This window comes from Shimia sp. R10_1, from assembly GCF_017744095.1.
GTDB lineage: Bacteria > Pseudomonadota > Alphaproteobacteria > Rhodobacterales > Rhodobacteraceae > Shimia.
Window position 1 is genome coordinate 339,698 of the sequence record NZ_JAGHQX010000004.1, and the last position, 20,611, is coordinate 360,308.

The 20,611-nt window shown below is 59.1% G+C and carries 18 protein-coding genes; 12 read left to right on the forward strand and 6 right to left on the reverse strand.

Annotation, left to right across the window (positions count from 1 at the left end):
- The first annotated feature begins 43 nt into the window (after positions 1–43).
- From J7413_RS10470 to J7413_RS10480, 3 genes are all read left to right on the forward strand, one after another.
- Positions 44–1,327: an ABC transporter substrate-binding protein gene (locus tag J7413_RS10470; protein WP_209098021.1), complete on the forward strand. Its 1,284-nt coding sequence runs from the start codon at positions 44–46 to the stop codon at positions 1,325–1,327.
- A gap of 75 nt (positions 1,328–1,402) precedes the next feature.
- Positions 1,403–2,221 (forward strand): ABC transporter ATP-binding protein, encoded by an 819-nt coding sequence (locus J7413_RS10475; RefSeq protein WP_209098022.1) that lies wholly within the window; start codon positions 1,403–1,405, stop codon positions 2,219–2,221.
- A 126-nt stretch (positions 2,222–2,347) separates the two neighbouring features.
- A complete protein-coding gene (locus tag J7413_RS10480) occupies positions 2,348–3,568 on the forward strand; it encodes an AMP-binding protein (RefSeq protein WP_209098023.1) in 1,221 nt (406 codons plus the stop codon).
- Positions 3,569–3,841: 273 nt separating this feature from the next.
- Here the strand turns inward: J7413_RS10480 and J7413_RS10485 are convergent, their stop codons facing one another.
- The 3 genes from J7413_RS10485 to J7413_RS10495 form a co-directional block, all read right to left on the reverse strand.
- Positions 3,842–5,095, reverse strand: coding sequence for a DNA polymerase IV (locus tag J7413_RS10485; protein ID WP_209098024.1), 1,254 nt, complete (start codon positions 5,093–5,095; stop codon positions 3,842–3,844).
- A gap of 82 nt (positions 5,096–5,177) precedes the next feature.
- A complete protein-coding gene (gene pyrF, locus J7413_RS10490; RefSeq protein ID WP_209098025.1) occupies positions 5,178–5,897 on the reverse strand; it encodes an orotidine-5'-phosphate decarboxylase in 720 nt (239 codons plus the stop codon).
- A gap of 173 nt (positions 5,898–6,070) precedes the next feature.
- Positions 6,071–6,331 carry a hypothetical protein gene (locus J7413_RS10495; RefSeq protein WP_209098026.1) on the reverse strand — a complete coding sequence of 87 codons (261 nt, stop codon included), beginning with the start codon at positions 6,329–6,331 and terminating at the stop codon, positions 6,071–6,073.
- 260 nt (positions 6,332–6,591) lie between these two features.
- Between J7413_RS10495 and clpB the strand changes: the two genes are divergently transcribed.
- From clpB to J7413_RS10510, 3 genes are all read left to right on the forward strand, one after another.
- The gene (clpB, locus tag J7413_RS10500) at positions 6,592–9,207 is read left to right on the forward strand and encodes an ATP-dependent chaperone ClpB (RefSeq protein WP_209098027.1); all 2,616 of its coding nucleotides are present in this window, start codon (positions 6,592–6,594) and stop codon (positions 9,205–9,207) included.
- Between the two features lie 76 nt (positions 9,208–9,283).
- Complete coding sequence (gene dgt / locus J7413_RS10505) at positions 9,284–10,678, forward strand: dGTP triphosphohydrolase (RefSeq protein ID WP_247743445.1); 1,395 nt, start codon at positions 9,284–9,286, stop codon at positions 10,676–10,678.
- Between the two features lie 82 nt (positions 10,679–10,760).
- Positions 10,761–11,420, forward strand: a complete 660-nt coding sequence (locus tag J7413_RS10510) for an HAD family phosphatase (RefSeq protein WP_209098028.1) — start codon at positions 10,761–10,763, stop codon at positions 11,418–11,420.
- Here the strand turns inward: J7413_RS10510 and J7413_RS10515 are convergent.
- Entirely contained in the window at positions 11,407–12,378 is a 972-nt protein-coding gene (locus tag J7413_RS10515) for an alpha/beta hydrolase (RefSeq protein ID WP_209098029.1), read from the reverse strand. The genes J7413_RS10510 and J7413_RS10515 overlap by 14 nt on opposite strands.
- Positions 12,379–12,682: 304 nt before the next feature.
- Here J7413_RS10515 and J7413_RS10520 point away from each other — a divergent pair, with 304 nt between their 5' ends.
- The 5 genes from J7413_RS10520 to J7413_RS10535 all read left to right on the forward strand — a co-directional run bounded on the left by J7413_RS10520 (position 12,683) and on the right by J7413_RS10535 (position 18,199).
- The gene (locus J7413_RS10520; protein WP_209098055.1) at positions 12,683–14,167 is read left to right on the forward strand and encodes an FMN-binding glutamate synthase family protein; all 1,485 of its coding nucleotides are present in this window, start codon (positions 12,683–12,685) and stop codon (positions 14,165–14,167) included.
- 162 nt (positions 14,168–14,329) lie between these two features.
- The gene (gene msrP, locus J7413_RS10525) at positions 14,330–15,235 is read left to right on the forward strand and encodes a protein-methionine-sulfoxide reductase catalytic subunit MsrP (RefSeq protein WP_209098030.1); all 906 of its coding nucleotides are present in this window, start codon (positions 14,330–14,332) and stop codon (positions 15,233–15,235) included.
- 5 nt (positions 15,236–15,240) lie between these two features.
- A complete protein-coding gene (locus tag J7413_RS20525; protein ID WP_247743446.1) occupies positions 15,241–15,465 on the forward strand; it encodes a GDCCVxC domain-containing (seleno)protein in 225 nt (74 codons plus the stop codon).
- Positions 15,458–16,084, forward strand: coding sequence for a protein-methionine-sulfoxide reductase heme-binding subunit MsrQ (gene msrQ, locus J7413_RS10530; protein ID WP_209098031.1), 627 nt, complete (start codon positions 15,458–15,460; stop codon positions 16,082–16,084). The genes J7413_RS20525 and msrQ overlap by 8 nt, the downstream gene beginning before the upstream one ends.
- Before the next feature lie 153 nt (positions 16,085–16,237).
- A complete protein-coding gene (locus tag J7413_RS10535; protein WP_209098032.1) occupies positions 16,238–18,199 on the forward strand; it encodes a methyl-accepting chemotaxis protein in 1,962 nt (653 codons plus the stop codon).
- 36 nt (positions 18,200–18,235) lie between these two features.
- On the opposite strand, the gene J7413_RS10540 is transcribed toward J7413_RS10535, so the two are convergent.
- Positions 18,236–19,120 carry an AraC family transcriptional regulator gene (locus tag J7413_RS10540; RefSeq protein ID WP_209098033.1) on the reverse strand — a complete coding sequence of 295 codons (885 nt, stop codon included), beginning with the start codon at positions 19,118–19,120 and terminating at the stop codon, positions 18,236–18,238.
- A 195-nt stretch (positions 19,121–19,315) separates the two neighbouring features.
- Between J7413_RS10540 and J7413_RS10545 the strand changes: the two genes are divergently transcribed.
- Complete coding sequence (locus J7413_RS10545) at positions 19,316–20,047, forward strand: SDR family oxidoreductase (RefSeq protein ID WP_209098034.1); 732 nt, start codon at positions 19,316–19,318, stop codon at positions 20,045–20,047.
- Here the strand turns inward: J7413_RS10545 and J7413_RS10550 are convergent.
- Positions 20,035–20,611 (reverse strand): hypothetical protein (locus J7413_RS10550; protein ID WP_209098035.1); only part of this gene is annotated, 577 nt, incomplete at its 5' end. The two genes, J7413_RS10545 and J7413_RS10550, sit on opposite strands and share 13 nt — an antisense overlap.

The window sequence follows — 20,611 nt, forward strand, 5'->3', positions numbered from 1 at the left end:
GCTGCGCGCACCATCGGACAAAAACCAAGGGAGGAGAAACCCGATGAAATTGAAATTCGCATCCATGGCGCTCGGCGCGGTGATGGCGGCAGCCCCGGCAATGGCCGATCTGGTGTTCCCATCACTCAGCTACCGCACAGGCCCTTATGCTGCAGGTGGCATTCCGTTTGCAGATGGCTATGCAGACTACTTTACGCTGCTCAACGAACGTGACGGCGGTATTGGCGGCGTGCCTGCGCGTCTGCTGGAATGTGAAACGGGCTACAACACGCAAAAAGGCGTGGAATGCTATGAATCCACCAAAGGCGAAGGCGCGCTGGTCTATCAGCCGCTCTCCACGGGCATCACCTATCAGCTGATCCCCAAAGCAACCGCAGATGACATCCCGATCCACTCCATGGGCTATGGCCGGACCTCAGCTGCCAACGGCGAAGTGTTCAGCCACGTCTTCAACTATCCAGGCAACTACTGGAATGGTGCCTCCGGGGCGATCAACTACCTGCTGGAAGCCAACGGTGGCGACTTGTCCGGCAAAAAAATCGCGCTGGTCTACCACAACTCCGCTTACGGCAAAGAGCCGATCCGCACGCTCGAAGAGCTGCAGAAAAAGCACGGCTATGAGCTGAGCCTGCTGCCGGTGGATCACCCCGGTCAGGAACAAAAGTCACAGTGGCTGCAAATCCGTCGTGAAAAGCCTGACTTTGTGCTGATGTGGGGCTGGGGCGTGATGAACCAGGTTGCGGTTCAGGAAGCCGCCAACATCCGCTTCCCGATGGAAAACTTCATTGGCATCTGGTGGTCTGGCGCAGAGCATGATGTGCTGCCAGCTGGCGACAAAGCCAATGGCTACAAGGCGCTGACCTTCCACAATGTGGGCCGTGACTTCCCGATCTTTGATGACATCCAGAAATATGTTGTCGACACGGGCAAAGCCGCAGGCGCAGGCGATCAGATTGGCAACGTGCTTTATAACCGTGGCATGTATGCCGCCATGCTCGCAGCCGAAGCCGCCAAAACCGCGCAGGAAATTCATGGCACCGGTGAAATCACCGCAAGCCAGATGCGCGACGGCATGGAAGCCCTGCAGATCGATGAGGCCAAAATGGCGGCACTTGGCATGCCAAACTTCGGCCCAGCCTTTGATGTCTCCTGTCAAAACCACGGTGGCCCGGGCCTCGTGGGTGTGACCCAGTGGGACGCAGCCAACAAAACCTGGTCGCTGATCTCTGACTTTGCCGCGACAGATGGCGAGGTGATCGGCGCGCTGGTGGCAGAAGACTCCGCTGCCTACGCTGCTGAAAACAACATCGAAGCGGGCTGCAAGTAAGCCGCGCAAACACATCAGCCCCGGCCGCCAGCGGCTGGCCGGGGCATCCTGATCCAGACACGAAAGACAACGCATATGCTTGACGCTGGCCGCACCGAAGAGACCCTTTTGGAGGTCAACAACATCGAGGTGATCTACAACCACGTGATCCTTGTTTTGAAAGGCGTGAGCCTTTCGGTCCCCAAGGGCGGCATCACCGCTTTGTTGGGGGGCAATGGCGCAGGCAAAACCACCACGCTGAAAGCCATTTCAAACCTGCTGCACTCCGAGCGCGGCGAGGTCACCAAGGGCTCGATCAACTATCGCGGCGAACCGGTGGCCGATCTTGACCCGGCCGCGCTGGTGAAAAAGGGCGTCATTCAGGTGATGGAAGGCCGCCATTGCTTTGAACACCTCACCGTCGAGGAAAACCTGCTGACCGGGGCCTACACCCGCAGCGGTGGCGAAGTCGCCGCAGATCTCGAGATGGTCTATAATTACTTCCCACGCCTCAAAGAACGCCGCAAATCGCAGGCGGGCTATACCTCCGGCGGGGAGCAGCAGATGGTTGCTATTGGCCGCGCCCTGATGAGCCGCCCGGAGTGCATCCTGCTGGATGAGCCCTCAATGGGCCTCGCACCGCAGTTGGTCGAAGAGATTTTCACCATTGTGAAAGACCTCAACGAAAAAGAAGGCGCAACCTTCCTTCTGGCAGAGCAAAACACCAACGTCGCCCTGCGCTTCGCACACTATGGCTATATTCTGGAATCCGGCCGGGTGGTGATGGATGGCCCCGCCGCCGATCTGCGCGAAAACCCGGATGTGAAAGAATTCTACCTTGGCATGTCTGAGGAAGGCCGCAAATCCTTCCGCGATGTGCGCTCCTACCGCCGTCGCAAACGCTGGCTGAGCTAACCTCAGCTTTCCCTCTCGCCCGGTCTTTGGGCATTCACTCCCCCCTCTCGCGCTGCGCCTACACCGCGCGCGTACAAGAAATCTTTGGCCGCATGACAAGCGGCAGAGCACATAAAGGATGGCACCATGAGCCGCTTTTTTGATGAGTTGGAAACCCGCAGCGCCGATCAGCGCGCCGCAGACCTGAGCGTCGCCCTGCCAGCGCAGCTGGCCCGGGCCAAAGCGCTGCCGGGCTTCGCGGCCAGTCTTGCCAATGTCGATCCGGCAGCGATTTCTTCAGCTGCCGCGCTCGCAGACCTTCCCGTGTTGCGCAAATCCGAGCTTGGCGCGGCGCAGAAAGCCGCAGGCCCACTGGGTGGTTTTGCCGATCTCAGCAATCCCAATATTGCCCATGTGTTCCAATCTCCGGGTCCGATCTATGAACCCGGCGGCACCAGCCACGACTGGTTCCGCTTTGGCCGGGTGCTGCACGCGGTGGGCATTGGGGCAAACGACATTGTGCAGAACTGCTTTTCTTATCACCTGACTCCGGCGGGCATGATGTTTGAAAGTGGCGCACGCGCTGTGGGCGCAAAGGTGCTGCCTGCAGGTGTCGGCCAGACCGAAATGCAGGTCCGCGCCGCTGTGGATATCGGCACCACCGCCTATGCCGGCACACCTGACTATCTGAAGATCATTCTCGATAAAGCCGAGGAGATGGGCGAAAAACTCCAGATCACCAAAGCCACAGTGGGCGGCGGTGCGCTCTTCCCATCGCTGCGTCAGGAATATGCGGATCGTGGCATCACCTGCCTGCAAGGCTACGGCACGGCGGATCTTGGCTCGATTGCTTATGAGTCTGACGCCATGGAAGGCATGATCATCGACGAAGGCGTGATTGTCGAAATCGTCACCCCCGGCACCGGCACCCCTGTGGCGCCGGGTGAGGTCGGTGAGGTTGTGGTGACCACGCTCAACCCTGATTACCCGCTGATCCGTTTTGCCACCGGCGATCTCTCCGCAATCCTGCCGGGCGAAAGCCCCTGTGGCCGCACCAATATGCGCATCAAAGGCTGGATGGGCCGGGCCGACCAGACCGCCAAGATCAAAGGCATGTTTGTGCGCCCTGAACAGGTCGCCGCGCTGGTCGCCAAACATGACGAGATCGCCAAAGCGCGCGTCATCGCCACGCGTGCGGGTGAGATGGATGTGATGACAGTGCAGATTGAATCCCCCGGTGGCGATGCGGCGGCTTATGGGGCCTCCGTCGTGGATGCGCTGAAGCTCAAAGGCACCGTGGAAATCGTCGCGCCGGGCAGCCTGCCCAAAGATGGCATCGTCATCGAAGACCAACGCAAATACGATTGATCCAAAACCAGCGCCCGTGTCGCTTGCGGCACGGGCTGCACCTGCCTGCCCCCCGGCAGGCGCATGCGCACCTCCCCAGGCAGGCACAGCCCTTGTTAGCTTCGCCCGGCAACAAGGCGCATCGCGCCGCCGGGCAGCGCCCGTCCGCCCCCATGGGCGGGCGCTTTTGCAACGGTTGCACATGTCGTGAACGACCAGTTGGTTGCGAGATAAAGTGCCACACTTACCGGATTGAGCGCCCACCCGCGGTCGGGCACTGCCCTAATTTAGGCACTACCGTATCCCACGCCCCTTCTGGATCGCATCCGTGCCAAACCGGGCGCGGATCGCATCCGTGGCCCGCTCCGCCTTCGCCCTCTGCACCGCCTGCGGGTCCAGCAAATCGCCTGACAAATCCGCCTGCGTGGCGGGCACCAGATCCGCCAGCCCCACGCCGATCAGCCGATACGGTCCCTCATTGCCAACCTGATCAAACAATCCGCGTGCGGTGCGATAGAGCGTGTCTGCCATCTGTGTGGCGTCCCGCAGGCTGATCCGGCGGCTGATCGTGCTGTGATTGGCGCGCTTCAGCTTCAGCGTCACCACCCGCCCCGCCAAATCCTTGGCTTTCGCCCGATCCGACACCTTTTCTGACAGCCGCCAGATGTGCCCGTCCAGCACATCCAAACTGGCGGTGTCCTCAAAAAACGTGGTCTCATTGCTGATGCTTTTCATCGGCGCATGGGCGGAGACCTTACGCTTGTCTTGCCCCCGCGCCAGATGCCACAGCCGATATCCCGTGTTGCCAAACCGTGCGATCAGGTCTTCCTGATCCCAGCGCAGCAGATCGGTGAAGGTGCGAATGCCCGCGCGCTCCAGACTTTCCTGCGCCACTGGACCAATCCCCCAGATCATCCGCACAGGCTTGTCACTCAGGAAATCCGCCGTCTCCGCCTCGCCAATCACCGAAAACCCGCGCGGCTTGTCCAGATCACTGGCCACTTTCGCAAGAAACTTGTTGTGCGACAGCCCAATAGAGCCGGTGATGCCCAGCTCGTCTTTCATGCGTTTTGTCAGCCGCGCCAGCATCACCGCTGGCGGCGCACCATGCAGCTTTGTGGTGCCGGTCAGGTCGAGGAAAGCTTCATCCAGCGACAGCGGCTCAATCACCGGGGTCAGCTCATCCATCATCGCGCGAATGGCGCGGCTGACTTCGACATAGACCGACATACGCGGCTTGATCACCACCGCCTCGGGGCAGAGCTTCAGCGCCTGAAACATCGGCATGGCGCTGCGCACTCCGCGAATGCGTGCCACGTAACAGGCGGTCGAGACAACGCCGCGTCGCCCGCCGCCAATGATCACCGGCTTGTCCACCAGCTCCGGATTGTCGCGCTTCTCCACGCTCGCGTAAAATGCATCACAATCCATATGCGCGATGGACAGATCAAACAGCTCCGGATGGGAAATCACGCGCATGCTGCCACAGTGGCCACAGCGCGCAGCACTTTGGCTCTCGGTCAGGCAGTCTCGGCAAAATGTAGGCATCCGCGCGTCTCTCGTGTGAGTCTCGGAGCCTCAATATAGCAGCAGTCGCGCCGCCTGACAGGGGCGGCGCGCAGGCTTTGGCTTAGTGGTTGGGGCGTTTGGCCTGTGCAGAGGCCAACTCTGTCACAATCGCTTGCGCCGCGGCGCGTGGGTCATCTGCGGTCCAGACCGGACGGCCTACCACAATGTGGTCAGCGCCGTCTGCCACGGCATTGGCCGGGGTTGCGACGCGCTTCTGATCGCCAAGTGCTGCGCCTGCGGGGCGCACGCCGGGGGTTACGATGAGACGGCCCTCAGATTCTGGCAGCGCCCGGATCAGCGCAGCTTCCTGAGGGGAGGCAATCACACCATCCGCGCCCGCGTCAAACGCCCGGCCCGCACGCTCCTGTACCAGATCCTTGATCTCGCCTTCTTTGATCAGACAGTTGTCCAGATCTGTGCGATCCAGCGAGGTCAGGATGGTCACGCCCAGAATTTTCAGATTGCTGCCCGCCGCGCCTTCTTTGGCCGCAGCCACCACATGCGGGTCGCCATGTACGGTCAGGAAATCCAGATCAAACTGCGCGAGCCCGCGCACCGCCGCCTCAACGGTGGCGCCGATGTCAAACAGCTTCATATCCAGAAAGATGCGCTTGCCGTGCTCGTCTTTCAGCTCATTGGCCAGCGCCAGACCGCCTCCGGTCAGCATGCCAAGCCCGATCTTGTAAAAAGACACGGCATCGCCAATTTGCTCCGCGAGTTTCAGGCCCTGCAGGGCGTTGGGCACGTCAAGCGCTACGATCAGGCGGTCGTCTGAACTCATGGGAGGTCTCCAGCAATTTAGGGTGGCACAAAGCAAACGTGCGCCTTCTAGCGCCTCAACTCTGGTCCGGCAAGTCTGCGTGCGCGTGCGCAGGCCCCAGAATCCGCCAGAAATCCCCAGAAACGCAAAAAGCCTCCCCGTTGGGAGGCTTCATGGGTCATCTTTCCTAGGTGTCACCCTTCGTTTGGCAATACGCCCGGGGCAAAAGAAAGCTCTTCATGGCCGGTGCGCATCTCCGGCATCCGGCGCAGTTGACGCAGCGCCTCTCTGATCAGAGCAATGCGGCCAGGCCCCTTTTGGGGCTCTGTGGTTTCTGCCGCCGGGATCGCGCAATGCACCCGCACATCACGCGCCTCACTGCTCAGGCTCACCACCGCGCTCAACTCCCCCAAGGTCTGACGATACATCGGGTTAGAGATTTGGATATCGGTCACATGCATCTCATGGTCTTTTCTTATGTCTGCTCACCTAAGTGTTTCTGCACCGCAAATGGGGCGAAATTCGTCTCAATTTTTGGGAATTTTCGTGCTCCTTCCTGTCAAACGCGCAAAACGTGCACAGGCGGGCGGAAATTCCTGTCAGACAATCTTGACCTGACGCGCACGAGATCCCACATTTTGCATGAGGCCCACAACCAGGCGTGCCGCAAAGCGGGCGCCATCGGCAAAAGGGCGCTTATAAAAAGGAGAAAACCATGGACTTGAGCAAGTTCACGGAGCGGTCGCGCGGCTTCATTCAGGCGGCGCAAACCATTGCGATGCGGGAAAATCACCAGCGTCTGGTGCCCGAACACATTCTAAAAGCACTGATGGACGACGATCAGGGGCTCGCAGCCAACCTGATCAGCCGCGCGGGTGGCAACGCTGCAGCTGTGCGCGAAGCGGTGGATGCCGCGGTTGCCAAACAGCCGCAAGTGTCGGGCGACACCGGCCAACCCTATCTGGACAACACCTCCGCCAAAGTCCTGTCAGAGGCGGAAAGCCTCGCCAAAAAAGCGGGCGACAGCTTTGTCCCTGTGGAGCGTATCCTGATGGCGCTGGTGATGGTGAAATCCAAAGCCAAAGAGGCGCTCGTGGCGGGCAACGTCACCGCCCAAGCGCTGAATGCCGCGATCAACGACATCCGCAAAGGCCGCACTGCCGACAGCGCGTCCGCGGAAGACGGCTATGAGGCGCTCAAGAAATACGCGCAGGATCTGACCGAGCGCGCCAGCGAAGGCAAAATCGACCCGATCATTGGCCGCGATGATGAAATCCGCCGTGCCATGCAGGTCCTGAGCCGCCGCACCAAAAACAACCCGGTGATGATCGGGGAGCCCGGCGTCGGCAAAACCGCGATTGCCGAGGGCATGGCCCTGCGCATCGTCAATGGTGATGTGCCGGAGAGCTTGCGCAACAAGAAGCTTCTCGCGCTCGACATGGGCGCGCTGATTGCGGGTGCAAAATACCGTGGCGAGTTTGAGGAACGCCTCAAATCCGTGCTCACCGAAGTCACTGAGGCCGCAGGCGAAATCATCCTCTTCATTGATGAGATGCACACCCTTGTGGGCGCGGGCAAATCAGAGGGCGCGATGGATGCGGCCAACCTGATCAAACCGGCCCTGGCCCGTGGCGAGCTGCACTGCATCGGCGCCACCACGCTCGATGAATACCGCAAATATGTGGAAAAAGACGCAGCCCTTGCGCGGCGCTTCCAGCCGGTGATGGTCGAAGAGCCCACCGTGGAAGACACAATTTCCATCCTGCGCGGCATCAAGGAAAAATATGAGCTGCACCACGGCGTGCGCATCTCAGATAGCGCGCTGGTCGCGGCCTCCACGCTCAGCCACCGCTACATCACCGACCGCTTCCTACCAGACAAAGCCATCGACCTTGTGGACGAGGCCGCTTCCCGCCTGCGTATGGAAGTGGACAGCAAACCAGAAGAGCTCGACGCGCTTGACCGTCAGATCCTGCAATTGCAGATCGAAGAACAGGCGCTCCAGCTTGAGGATGACGCCGCTTCCGTGGACCGTCTGGAAACCCTGCAAAAAGATCTCGCAGATCTGCAGGAGAAATCCGCAGAGATGACTGCCAAATGGCAGGCTGGTCGCGACAAACTCGCCTCCGCGCAGAACATTAAAGAAGCGCTGGATCAGGCCCGCGCCGATCTTGACATCGCCAAACGTGCAGGCAACCTGGCCCGCGCAGGCGAGCTGAGCTACGGCGTGATCCCCGATCTGGAGAAAAAACTGGATGCGGCCGAAAACGGCGAAGGCGAAATGACGGTGGAAGAAGCCGTGCGCCCGGAACAAATCGCCCAGGTGGTCGAGCGTTGGACAGGTATCCCAACCTCCAAGATGCTTGAAGGCGAGCGGGAAAAGCTCCTGCGCATGGAAGAGGACCTGCACGCCCGCGTCATCGGCCAGAACGCAGCGGTCACCGCCGTGTCCAACGCCGTGCGCCGTGCCCGCGCGGGCCTCAACGATGAAAACCGCCCCCTTGGCAGTTTCCTCTTCCTCGGCCCAACCGGCGTCGGGAAAACCGAGCTCACCAAAGCCGTGGCCGATTTCCTTTTTGATGATGACAGCGCCATGGTGCGCATCGACATGTCCGAATTCATGGAGAAACACGCGGTTGCCCGTCTGATCGGTGCGCCTCCCGGCTATGTCGGCTATGACGAAGGCGGGGTGCTGACAGAGGCCGTGCGCCGCCGCCCTTATCAGGTGGTGCTGTTTGATGAGGTCGAGAAGGCGCACCCCGATGTCTTCAACGTGCTTTTGCAGGTGCTTGATGATGGGGTGCTGACTGACGGTCAGGGCCGCACGGTGGATTTCAAGCAAACGCTGATCATCCTCACCTCCAACCTTGGCGCACAGGCGCTCAGCCAACTGCCCGAAGGCGCGGATGCCGCAGATGCGCGTCGTGATGTGATGGATGCGGTGCGGGCCCACTTCCGCCCCGAATTCCTCAACCGTCTGGATGAAACCGTGATCTTTGACCGCCTCGCGCGCGCCGATATGGATGGCATTGTCGATATTCAGCTGGCACGCCTGAAGAAACGACTGGCGGGCCGCAAGATCAGTGTCGAACTGGACGAAGGGGCGCAGAAATGGCTGGCTGACGAAGGCTACGATCCAGTCTTTGGCGCTCGCCCTCTGAAACGCGTGATCCAGCGCGCCCTGCAAAACCCGCTGGCAGAGGCTCTGCTGGCCGGCGACGTGAAAGACGGCGATACCGTGCCGGTCTCGGCAGGGGCCGAAGGGCTCATCATCGGTGATCGCCTCGGCACCTCCGGGCGCCCCAAACCCGATGATGCGGTTGTGCATTGACCCCAGACATATCTAATAAGAAGGTCCGCTGTTTCAGCGGGCCTTTTTCATAAGAACAACACTCAAAGGGGCAGGCATGGCGCAGACAATGGCTTGGCAGACGCTGCTGAATACGGAACGTCCGGGCAAACCGGGGCAGGCCGAGGATCCGGGCCGCCCGAACTACACGCAAGACGCAGATCGCATCACCTTTTCCGCGCCCTTTCGGCGGCTTGCCAATAAAACACAAGTCCATCCGCTTTATGCCAATGACCATCTGCGCCACCGCATGATCCATTCCTCCGAGGTGGCCAGTGTAGGGCGTAATCTGGGCATGCAGGTGGGGCACTGGCTGGAAGGTCAGCGAGAGATTGAACCCGGCGAAGCCCATAAGGTTGCAGGCGTCATTCATGCCGCCGCACTGGCCCATGACATCGGCAACCCGCCTTTTGGCCATTCCGGCGAAGCCACAATCGGCGCGTGGTTCAAGCAGCAGTTTGAAAAGTCCGAGGGCCTGTTTAAGGGCGTGGATGAGGCACTCTGGGAAGAATTCATCAAGTTTGAGGGCAACGCCCAAGGCTATCGCATCCTCACCCGTCTCGAAATGTATCGCGGCACGCGTGGCATGGATCTCACCCACGCCGTGATTGGGGCGTTCACAAAATATCCCATGTCTGCAAGCAGCTCCAAGGCGATCAAAGACGCCAAAGCGGCAGAGGGCATTCCGCGCTCCGAGGTCAAAAAGCACATCTATGCGGGGGCCAAGAAGTTTGGCTTTTTCGAAGATGAGCGGGACATCTTTGCCACCACCGCCACCGCGCTGGGCCTGATTGAAGAGAAAGACCCGGACGGCAGAAGCTGGTGGCGGCGGCATCCGCTGGTCTTCCTCGTCGAGGCCGCAGACGACATTTGCTACAATATTGTCGATCTCGAAGACGGGTTCACCGCCGGGGATCTCAGTTTTGCCAAGGTGAAGGGGCTGTTGCTCGATCTCATCGAGAATAAGCCGAATGATCAATCCGGTTTCACCGAGTACGAACAGATCAGCCATCTGCGTGCCATGGCAATTGGCAGCGCCATCGGCGCCTGTGTCGAGGCCTTCAAAGCCAATTATGCGGCCATCCTGTCAGGGCAGTATTCCGGTGAGTTGATGGATGACTCAGCCCTTGGCCCACAATTCCGCGCGATCCGCACATTGGCCAGCGAACAGCTGTTTACTGCGCCCCGCAAAACCAAACTCGAGGTGCGCGGTCGCAATCTGATTTTCTCCGTGCTGGATGGCATTCTCCCGGCCTACACCGCTTTGAAAGAGGCAGGCTGGCGCGAAGCCGATTTGCCAGCCTATGAAAAGCAGCTGGTGCGCGCCGTCGGCCTCGACCTGCGCGGGGTCAACAGCAACTACACCGCGCTGCACGCCATGACGGATTTTGTCTCAGGCATGACAGATCGCTACGCCGTGGAAACCGCCAAACTGCTTTCAGGCACAGCTTAGGGTGTTCAGGGCGAGGTGAAGTTGACTTGATCTCGCACAGGTGGGCAGAGAATACCGTATTCGATTGAAAGCATTTGCGACAATGACCTTACCCCCCGATCTTGTGCTCTTTGACTGCGACGGCGTGCTTGTGGACAGCGAGCGCATCACCAACGCACTGCTGGTGGAAAACCTTGCCGCGCGCGGCCTGCAAGTGGCCCCTGATCGGGTCATCGACCTCTTTGTCGGCGGCACCATCGCAGGTGTGGCCAAGACAGCGCGCAGCTTCGGCGCCACGCTTGAGGAAAACTGGGTCGATCTGATCTACGCGGAGATGTTTGAACGCCTCGCGCAAGAGGCAACCCCAGTCCCCGGCGTCCCATCACTGCTTGATGCCCTTGACGCCGCTGGCATCCCCTATGGGGTCTGCTCCAACGGCCCCCATGCAAAAATGGACGTCACTCTGGCCAGATGTGGCCTCACCCAACGCTTCGCAGGCCGCATCTACTCCCGCGAAGATGTGCCCAACCCCAAACCCGCACCTGACGTTTATCTCAAGGCCGCAGCGGATGCGGGCATTGCCCCGGCCAACTGCGTGGTGGTCGAGGACAGCCCCAACGGCGCCCGCGCAGGCAAGGCGGCGGGCATGCACACCCTAGGGTTCATCGCCGACACAGCCGCGGAACATCTCACGCCGATCTGCGATGCCGTCTTTGACGATATGCGCGCGCTGCCGGGGCTGTTGGGGCTCACTTCAAAATGATCGAGCGCTGATCCGGGTCATCGGGGAACACCCGCCCGTGCAGGATGCACTCAAACATATGGTTGAACACCTTGCCGGGCTTTTTGCCGCCCCCGTCATCGAGGAAATACATATGCCCCGTTGGCCTGTCATAGCCGGTGTTCACATCGTCACAATCCACCTGAAACAGATTGCGCGGCGCGCGCGCGATGTTCTCCGGCCCCGTATGCCCCAGCCGCCGCGAGGCCACCTTGTTGCGCAGGTTCGCGGCCTTACTGGCCCGCAGTGCCAGATCGTCTGAGGCATAATAGACCACCACATTGCGCGAGGCATGGCTGATCAGCTCCCCGGCTTTGCCCTCATGCACTGTCTCATTCACCACATCTGCGGCCACCATAAAGGTGTTGCGCAACAGCAGCGGCACGCCATCTGCCAGATCATAGCGGTTCCACGCCACCAGCGTCTGGCGCAGCACCCGGTTGCCCATGGAATGGGCCAGCAAATTGATCCGCTTCAGGCAGGGCGCAACATCGGGCTCATTGTCCGCACTGTTGCGCCATTCCATGAACCGCTCCAGCACCCGCGCAAAAGAATAGCCACTCTGATCCGCGGATTTCTGATCGTCCCAGTAATCCTTGACCACACCACGATCATTGTCACAGGGCCAGATCAGCGGCAGCACCAGCACCTCTTTGGGCTTGGCTTTGTCGCAAAACGCCTGCAGCGCTGCGGCACGCTCAAACACCACATCAGGCAGATTGTTGAAGCCGTGCACATAGAGCAGGATCTGGCGGCATTCGCTTTCTCGCACCCGTTTCAGAAGTTCCCCACTGGTGATTTCAACATGATGCCCATCCGCGCCTGTTTCGCAATAAAACACAGAATTGGATGGGGCATTGTTGTCCAGATCAAAGGTGAAGCGCCGCCCCTTTCGACTGCGGATGCTTTGGGTGGGAAAGCGGTTGGTGATAAAAAGCATGGTCTGATCCACTCGTTAAACAAAAGGCCGCGCGCTGCCCGGCAGACACGGGCCCCTCTGGGTTGGTCGCAAACATCAAAACACCCACGTCGGGGCAAATCTGCGGCAGCTGCAAAAAGGAGCTGTGTTCAAAAACGTCAGTGACTGCAGCCTAGAGGCAAAGATCGCCCATCGCAACGACACACCGCTTGTCACAAAACACACGCGCTTGTGGCTCAGGCGTGACTTGCCCCCGATGCAAAGCTGGCCCACTTTAACACCATCAAGATCATAAGGAGCGCCACCGATGGAAATGGCAGCCTCAATGGAAACCGCCTTTGATATTGTCGAAGTGCTTGGCCTTGTCTTCGTGCTGCTCTTTGCGGGGCTGGTGGCTCTGGCCCTGGTGCTCTTTGTCATCGACCGCAGCCAAACCGAAGACGCGATCCGGCGCAACTATCCGGTGATTGGGCGCTTTCGCCATATCTTTTCCGAACTTGGCGAGTTCTTTCGACAGTATTTCTTTGCCATGGACCGCGAAGAGCTGCCCTTCAACCGTGCACAACGGGAATGGGTCGGCCGCGCGGGCGAGGGCAAATCCAATACCATTGCGTTTGGCTCCACCCGCAACCTCAGCGTTCCGGGCACGCCGATCTTTGTGAATGATCCTTTCCCGCCGCTCGATGACCAATACGCCAAATCCGAGCCGCTGCTGATCGGGCCAACCGCCCGCACGCCTTATCTGGCGCCCTCCTTCTTCAATATTTCGGGCATGAGCTATGGCGCCTTGTCCAAACCCGCCATTCAGGCGCTCAGCCATGGTGCGGCGCAGGCGGGGGTCTGGCTCAATACGGGGGAGGGCGGCGTGTCGCCATTTCACTACGAAGGTGGCTGTGATCTGGTGTTTCAGATCGGCACCGCGAAATTTGGTGTGCGTGATGAACATGGCGGCTTGGATGATGCGAAACTGGCGGAGGTTGCCAGCCATGAGGCCATCCGCATGTTTGAAATCAAAATGGCGCAGGGGGCCAAACCCGGCAAAGGCGGCATTCTGCCCGGCGAGAAGGTGACCGAGGAAATCGCCGCCATTCGCGGCCTCAAAGTGGGGCAGGATGGCATCTCCCCCAACCGCCACCGCGAAATCGACAGCTTTGATCACCTCATCGACATGATCACCCATGTGCGCGAGATCACCGGCAAACCTGTGGGAATCAAAACCGTGGTTGGTGCCGAGAGCACGATGCGCGAATTTTTTGAAACCATCACCCGGCGTGGTCCTGACTGTGCTCCGGATTTCATCACCATTGATGGCGGCGAAGGTGGCACAGGCGCAGCCCCCATGCCGCTCATGGATCTGGTAGGGATGCCGGTGCGCGAAGCGTTGCCGCTGGTCGCCAATCTGCGCGAAGAATTCGGCCTGCAGGATCGTGTACGCCTGATCGCGTCAGGCAAGCTCGTGAACCCCGGCGATGTCGCTTGGGCGCTGGCGGCTGGGGCTGATTTCATAACCTCCGCGCGCGGTTTCATGTTTGCACTGGGATGCATTCAGGCGCTCAAGTGCAACAAAAACACCTGTCCGACCGGAATCACCACCCACGATCCCCGCTTTCAGAAAGGTCTGGTCGTCGATCGCAAGGCGCCCCGTGTGGCCAATTACGCCAAATCCATCGTGAAAGAGGTGGAGGTGCTGTCGCATTCCGTAGGCGTGTCAGAGCCTAGAAAATTGCGCCGCCGCCATGTGAGATTGGTACAGGAAAACGGCCGCTCCGTGCCAATGAACGAAGTCTTTCCGCGCCCCGACGCGGTCTAGGGTGTCGTTCTTGCAGGTGCGAAAGCGGCGGCAAGCGTTTCGCATCTGATCGCCGAAACGTTACAGCCTGCCCACATCATCGTGACCCCCTGTGTGGCGGCTCTTTATGGCGATGTAAGGGGCAAGTGGTTTATGTCTGGTACAAGACAAAGGAGACGCTACATGGCCCACCGCTGGACCAACGACCTCACACATGACGATGTGACCCCAAAGTCCGCCTATATGAATCGCCGCCAAATCGTGGCGGGGATGGCCGGTCTTGGCCTTGCAACCATCGCGCCCAAGGCACAGGCCGCCGCCGAGACGCTGGATCCAACCCCCTTTGACGTCATCACCCAGTACAACAACTTCTATGAGTTCGGCACCCGCAAGGAAGACCCAGCCCGCTATGCCGGATCGCTGACCACCAAACCATGGTCAATCAAGATTGACGGCATGGTGGACAATCCGGGTGACTACGCTCTGAGCGACATCCTGTCCAAGATGACGATAGAGGAGCGCATCTATCGGTTCCGCTGTGTTGAGGCGTGGTCGATGGTGGTGCCTTGGAACGGGTTTGAGCTGAAAGATCTGCTGGATCTCGCCGGTGTGCAGTCAGGCGCTAAATACGTGGCCTTTGAAACGCTCTACCGTCCCGAAGAAATGCCCGGCCAGCGCCAGCCGTTTCTGGAATGGCCCTATGTTGAGGGCCTGCGTCTGGACGAGGCCAACCACCCGCTCACACTGATGGCCACCGGCATTTACGGCAAGCCCATGCCAAATCAGAACGGCGCGCCGATCCGTCTGGTGGTGCCTTGGAAATACGGCTTCAAGTCGATCAAATCCATTGTCCGCATCACGCTCACAGACAAAGAGCCGCCCACCAGCTGGAACAAATCGATCCCAAGCGAGTACGGCTTTTACTCCAACGTAAACCCAAAGGTGGATCACCCGCGCTGGTCTCAGGCCTCGGAACGTCCGATCGGCGGCGGCTTCTTTGCCAAGCGCATCCCGACGCTGATGTTCAACGGCTACGAAAAAGAAGTGGCCGGCCTCTATGAAGGCATGGACCTGCGGAAGAACTACTAAGCCGAATGAAGGGGCTGATCCTCATATCCCAAGTGACCTGCCCGCATTGCGGTCACGAGGCGGCACATCAAATGCCAGAGGACAGCTGCCTTTTCTTTCTGGAATGCCCGTCCTGTGAAGCGCTGATCAAACCGCTGCCCGGCGATTGCTGCGTGTTCTGCTCTTATGGCACCGCACCCTGTCCGCCGATCCAACGGGGCGAAACCTGTGGGGAAGGTGAGAATGACTGACAGGCTGAACACCGCCATTCGCAAAACACCAAGCTGGCTGCTCTATCTTGTCGGGGCGGCCTATCCGGTCTGGCTGCTTTATGCGGGGGTCACCGGTGGCTTGGGCGTGGATCCGGTCAAGGCGATGGAGCACGCGCTGGGCAAGGCGGGGCTTCAGATCTTGGTGGCGGTTCTGCTGATCTCCCCGCTGCGCCGTTTCACCCCTCTGAACCTTCTCAGCTGGCGCCGCGCGCTGGGCGTGATCAGCTTTTTCTACATCCTGCTGCACTTTCTTGTCTGGATGGTGCTCGATGTTCAGATCCTCAGTCAGGTCTGGGCTGATATCGTCAAACGCCCCTACATCATTGTCGGCATGGCCTCGCTGCTGATCCTGCTGCCACTGGCCGTGACCTCCAACAACCGCTCCGTGCGCAAGCTTGGCCCCAAATGGCGCAAGCTTCACAAAGCGACTTACCTCGCTGTGCTGCTCGGCGGCATCCACTACATCATGCAGATCAAGAGCTTTCAGTATGAGCCCTATGTTTACCTGATCGTGATCGTCGGCCTGATCGCCCTGCGCCGCCTGCCCAAACGCCAGATGCGCCGCCCGAAAAAGGGCGCACTCCAGCGCGCCGTTTAAGCCCAATCCGCACACGCGCACCACAGCCATCAAAGGTCAAATTCAGTTACAAGTTTTCACGCTTCGCTCTTGCGGAGTAAGGCGGCATTAACCGGGCCGCAGGTATGTCTCATCCGAAAGTATTATATCCACCTGTGAAAGGGTCAGAGACACATGCCGTCTTTCGTTTACAAACTGTCAACCCGCATCATTGCGCTTGCCATGCTGGCGCTGAGTCTGTCGGTGGTGTTGACACTGGTTCTGCAAAATCAGGTAAAGCAGACCACAGAGCATATGCGTGATGACAAGCTCCATGCGGTTACAGAGATCGCGATTAGCCTGCTTGTCGATCTTGAAGAGGGGGTTGAGATGGGCCTCTTCACGCTCGAAAACGCACAGGAAATGGCCAAAGAACGCCTCTCGCATATGGCCTTTGGCGGCAGTGGCTATGTCTATGCTTTCAGCGATGATTTTGTCATCCAGGCCCATCCGGTCGCGCCTGAGTTTGTCGGCACAAACCGCAAGGACTTTCAGGATGTGAACGGCATGTATGTCTATCAGGAGCTGCGCAACGTGGCCCATTCAGAAGGCGCAGGCACGCTGGTCTATCACTTCACCAAGCCAGACTCTGATGTCATGGAAGCCAAAATCGGCTTTGTGCGCTACTATGAGCCATGGGGCTGGACCATCGGCACAGGCGCTTATGTGGCCGACATCGATGCGCAAATGGCGGCGATTCGCAACAAAGCGCTGGGCGTGCTCGGTGTCGCGCTTCTGGTTCTCACAGCCGCCTCCATTTTCCTGACCCGCAGTGTGACACGGCCGATGGGCACTCTGAGCTCCCGCATGGAAACACTGGCAGAAGGCGATACAGACAGCGACATTCCCTTCACCGAAACCAAGAACGAGCTGGGCGATATGGCCCGCACCGTGAATGTGTTCCGGGATGCGCTGGTGCGTCAGAACGAGTTGGAAGAGCAGCAGAAACAGCGCGATGCAGCTCAAAGCGAAGTGGTGCAGACCCTCTCAAGTCACCTGTCCAGCCTGTCCAAAGGGGATCTTGCTGCCAATATCAGCACGCCATTTCCTGAACACTATGAGGCGCTGCGCCGTGACTTTAACGCCTCCATTGCCAACCTCAGTCAGACCATGACCGAAGTGGTCGAGGCCGCAGGCTCCATTCGCAATGGTGCTGGTGAAATCAGCCAGGCGTCTGACGATCTGTCCAAACGCACCGAAAGTCAGGCCGCGACACTGGAAGAAACCGCCGCAGCGCTTGATGATCTGACCACCTCGGTCAAATCTGCTGCCGAAAGCGCCCGCAATGTTGAAACCGCGATGGACGAAGCAAAAGCTGAGGCAGAGCAAAGCGGCGAAGTGGTGCAAAGCGCGGTCAAAGCAATGACCGAGATCGAGCAGAGCTCCAGCAAGATTTCTCAGATCATCTCGGTGATTGATGACATTGCCTTCCAGACCAACCTGCTCGCCCTGAACGCCGGTGTGGAAGCGGCACGTGCAGGGGATGCCGGACGCGGCTTTGCGGTTGTGGCCTCTGAGGTGCGCAACCTCGCACACAGCTCTTCTGAGGCGGCGATGGAGATCAAGGGCCTGATTGATGAGTCCTCCAAACTTGTTGGCCAGGGCGTGGAGCTCGTCGGCAAAGGGGGCGAGTCGTTTAACAACATCATCGAACGCGTCGGCAATATTTCCCAAATGGTGTCCGGCATCGCAGAAGGCGCGGTGGAGCAGTCCACCGGTCTGGGTGAAATCAATGCCGGTGTCGCGCAGCTTGATCTGGTGACCCAGAAGAATGCCGCCATGGTCGAAGAAGCCACAGCCGCCGGCCACATGCTGAAAGGGGACGCCACCCAACTTTCGGAATTGGTCAACCGTTTCAACATTGATGAAACCGTGATCAAACGTCCGAAGCCACCGGTGGTGGAAACCAAGCCGGAACCTGTGGCCAAGGCCCCCAAACCTGCGCCAAAGAAGAAGGCCCCGGCCAGCACGGCTCCGGCAGAGCCGCCCAAAGCCGCAGCTCACGCGCCCGCCCCTGCGCCAGCGCCCGCGCGCCAGTCAGCTGCGATCAACTTTGATGATGGCAGCGCGGCAGCAGACATCTGGGCGGAGTTCTAAACGCTCGGCGTCTCACTTAAGTCAGGTGGCGGGCGATCACAGATCAATAGGGTGATAGCCCGCCCCCTGTGCCTCTTTGGGGCTGACTTGAAAGTGCTTTTTGAATTCGCGGCTGAAATGGGCCGCGTTTTCATATCCCACCCGACGTGCGGCTTCCGCGACTCCGATCTTGCCTTCCAGCAGCAACCCCTGCGCACGGCTCAGGCGCGTTGCTTTGAGATACTGCAATGGGGAAGAGCCCGTGATGCTCTTGAACGCGCGGTAAAACACCGGCGCACTCATCCCGGCGGTTTCCGCCAATGCATCTACATTGAGGTTTTCGGCATAGCTTTCACGGATCCGCGTGATGCTGCGGGCCACCCGATCATAATGGGAATCTGACTGCGCCAAAGCCTGAAGCGCACCGCCATGTGGGCCTTTAAGTGCATGAAACAGAATCTCACGCACGATCCCCTGTCCCAATGCCTGACTTTCCGCTTCTGAACACAGCGCTTTCAAAAGCCTGTCGACCGCGCCTTTCAGATCTGCATCCGCTGGGGCAGGGGACAGCCCAAGAGACGCAACCTTATCGCGGCCCGTCTCCGCTGCGACCAGCGGGGCAAGCGCGCGCAGATCGGCCGCGTCGATGTTGATGAACAGCCCCAACATTGGGTCTGTCTCCGTCGCAAATGTCGCGCAGTCAAAAGGTGTCGGCAAGCTCACCACCAGATAGTGGTCGGGATTGTACTCAAACACATGCTCGCCCAGATAGCCGATCTTGTGGCCTTGCAGGATCAGGACAATGCCTGCGTTGTAGATCAGGGGTGCCCGCGGCACGGTCTCGGTGGACCAGAAAAACTGCACCTGTGGCAGCACCGTGTCCACGTATCCTGCACCTTGCGCAAAGCCATATCGTGTTTTCACCGCTTCCAGATGCTGCATCCGTCATTTCCTTACTTCTTTGTGAGCGCTGTTGTCGCAAAAGATCATGTTTGCCACAATAAATTAGCATCGCGCCTGCGCAATCGATAGGAATGCGCAAGTCTTCGAGGCAAAGCATCATTCTCAATCGGAGGTGCGCGCACTAGGTTTTGGTCACAGAAACGGCGGTAGGTCGCCTTACAAATGGAGACGGATATGTCTGAACAAACCAAAGGTCTTGTTGTGATCACCGGGGCGAGCTCTGGGATTGGTGCCGCCATGGCGCAGCGTTTTTCTGAGGCTGGGCACCCGTTGCTTCTTGTTGCGCGTCGCGTGGAAAAGATCGAAGCGCTGGGCCTGCCCAATGCGCTCTGCCGCAAAGTGGATGTGACCGATGCCGCAGCCTTTCGCGCGGCGATTGCAGAGGCTGAGGCCGCTTATGGTCCGGTGGACTGTCTGGTGAACAACGCCGGGCTCATGCTGCTCGGGCAGATTGACACTCAGGACCCGATTGAATGGCAGCGCATGTATGATCTGAACGTTGTGGCACTTCTGAACGGCATGCAGGCTGTGCTGGGCGATATGAAGGCCCGCAACGCAGGCACGATCCTGAATGTCTCGTCAGTGGCTGGCAAGAAAGCCTTTCCGAACCACGCAGCCTATGTTGGCACCAAGTTTGCTGTCTCCGCGATCAGTGAAAACGTGCGCGAAGAAGTGGCCGATGCAAATGTCCGCGTGATGAGCCTGTGTCCGGGGGCTGTTGACACCGAACTTCTGGGGCACACCACCGATCAGGAGATCATTGACGGCTACGAGTCTTGGAAAGAGAGCATGGGTGGTGTGCTGCATGCGGATGACATCGCCCGCACTGCGCTCTTCATGTACACCCAGCCGCAGAATGTGAACATCCGCGACGTGGTGATCACTGCAACCCGTCAGCAGCCATAAACTGGACCAGCGGCTGACCTACTCCCCCAGCCGCTGCCAATTTGGCGCCAAGGGCTGCCTTCGCTTACAACAGAGCGGGGCAGCCCTTTTTCTTCCCCCCGTTGCGCTCTGCTGCATCTCCCGTTCGCTGGTCCTCGCGGGTATTTTGTTCCACCTCCGCAATACGTACGTAATACCGACGCGATACCGATGTTTGTTTCCGCTGTTGCTTGGGGTGTTTTGGGAGATTGTTCTGTTTTTGGTGTGAGTCCTTGGTGAGTCTGTGTGTTGTTTTGTGGATAAGTTGGTTTTTGGGTGTTTTGGGCTGGATTTGGGCGATGTGTTGGTTGGGTTGTTTTATGTAAGGTGTTGTTATTGTTTGGTTTTGTAAGTTTTTTGTGATTTTTTGGAAAAAGTTGGAAAAAGCGCTTGCGGCTTTTGGGTGATAACCTTAGAACCCCCTTCACCGGCGGCGCTGAGGCGCACAACGGCGGGACGGACTGGGACGGAGCGGCGCTCTGGATTGGGAAGTTCTGAAAATATTGAGGATTGTCAGCGGGTTGCGCTAGGAAGTTTTTCTGCGCT

Excerpts from the sequence above, each read along its gene's own strand:
- J7413_RS10470 (WP_209098021.1), top strand. The coding sequence starts at position 44 with ATGAAATTGAAATTCGCATCCATGGCGCTCGGCGCGGTGATGGCGGCA.
- J7413_RS10475 (WP_209098022.1), top strand. The coding sequence starts at position 1,403 with ATGCTTGACGCTGGCCGCACCGAAGAGACCCTTTTGGAGGTCAACAAC.
- J7413_RS10480 (WP_209098023.1), top strand. The coding sequence starts at position 2,348 with ATGAGCCGCTTTTTTGATGAGTTGGAAACCCGCAGCGCCGATCAGCGC.
- J7413_RS10485 (WP_209098024.1), bottom strand. The coding sequence starts at position 5,095 with ATGCCTACATTTTGCCGAGACTGCCTGACCGAGAGCCAAAGTGCTGCG.
- pyrF (WP_209098025.1), bottom strand. The coding sequence starts at position 5,897 with ATGAGTTCAGACGACCGCCTGATCGTAGCGCTTGACGTGCCCAACGCC.
- clpB (WP_209098027.1), top strand. The coding sequence starts at position 6,592 with ATGGACTTGAGCAAGTTCACGGAGCGGTCGCGCGGCTTCATTCAGGCG.
- dgt (WP_247743445.1), top strand. The coding sequence starts at position 9,284 with ATGGCGCAGACAATGGCTTGGCAGACGCTGCTGAATACGGAACGTCCG.
- J7413_RS10510 (WP_209098028.1), top strand. The coding sequence starts at position 10,761 with ATGACCTTACCCCCCGATCTTGTGCTCTTTGACTGCGACGGCGTGCTT.
- J7413_RS10515 (WP_209098029.1), bottom strand. The coding sequence starts at position 12,378 with ATGCTTTTTATCACCAACCGCTTTCCCACCCAAAGCATCCGCAGTCGA.
- J7413_RS10520 (WP_209098055.1), top strand. The coding sequence starts at position 12,683 with ATGGAAACCGCCTTTGATATTGTCGAAGTGCTTGGCCTTGTCTTCGTG.
- msrP (WP_209098030.1), top strand. The coding sequence starts at position 14,330 with ATGGCCCACCGCTGGACCAACGACCTCACACATGACGATGTGACCCCA.
- J7413_RS20525 (WP_247743446.1), top strand. The coding sequence starts at position 15,241 with ATGAAGGGGCTGATCCTCATATCCCAAGTGACCTGCCCGCATTGCGGT.
- msrQ (WP_209098031.1), top strand. The coding sequence starts at position 15,458 with ATGACTGACAGGCTGAACACCGCCATTCGCAAAACACCAAGCTGGCTG.
- J7413_RS10535 (WP_209098032.1), top strand. The coding sequence starts at position 16,238 with ATGCCGTCTTTCGTTTACAAACTGTCAACCCGCATCATTGCGCTTGCC.
- J7413_RS10540 (WP_209098033.1), bottom strand. The coding sequence starts at position 19,120 with ATGCAGCATCTGGAAGCGGTGAAAACACGATATGGCTTTGCGCAAGGT.
- J7413_RS10545 (WP_209098034.1), top strand. The coding sequence starts at position 19,316 with ATGTCTGAACAAACCAAAGGTCTTGTTGTGATCACCGGGGCGAGCTCT.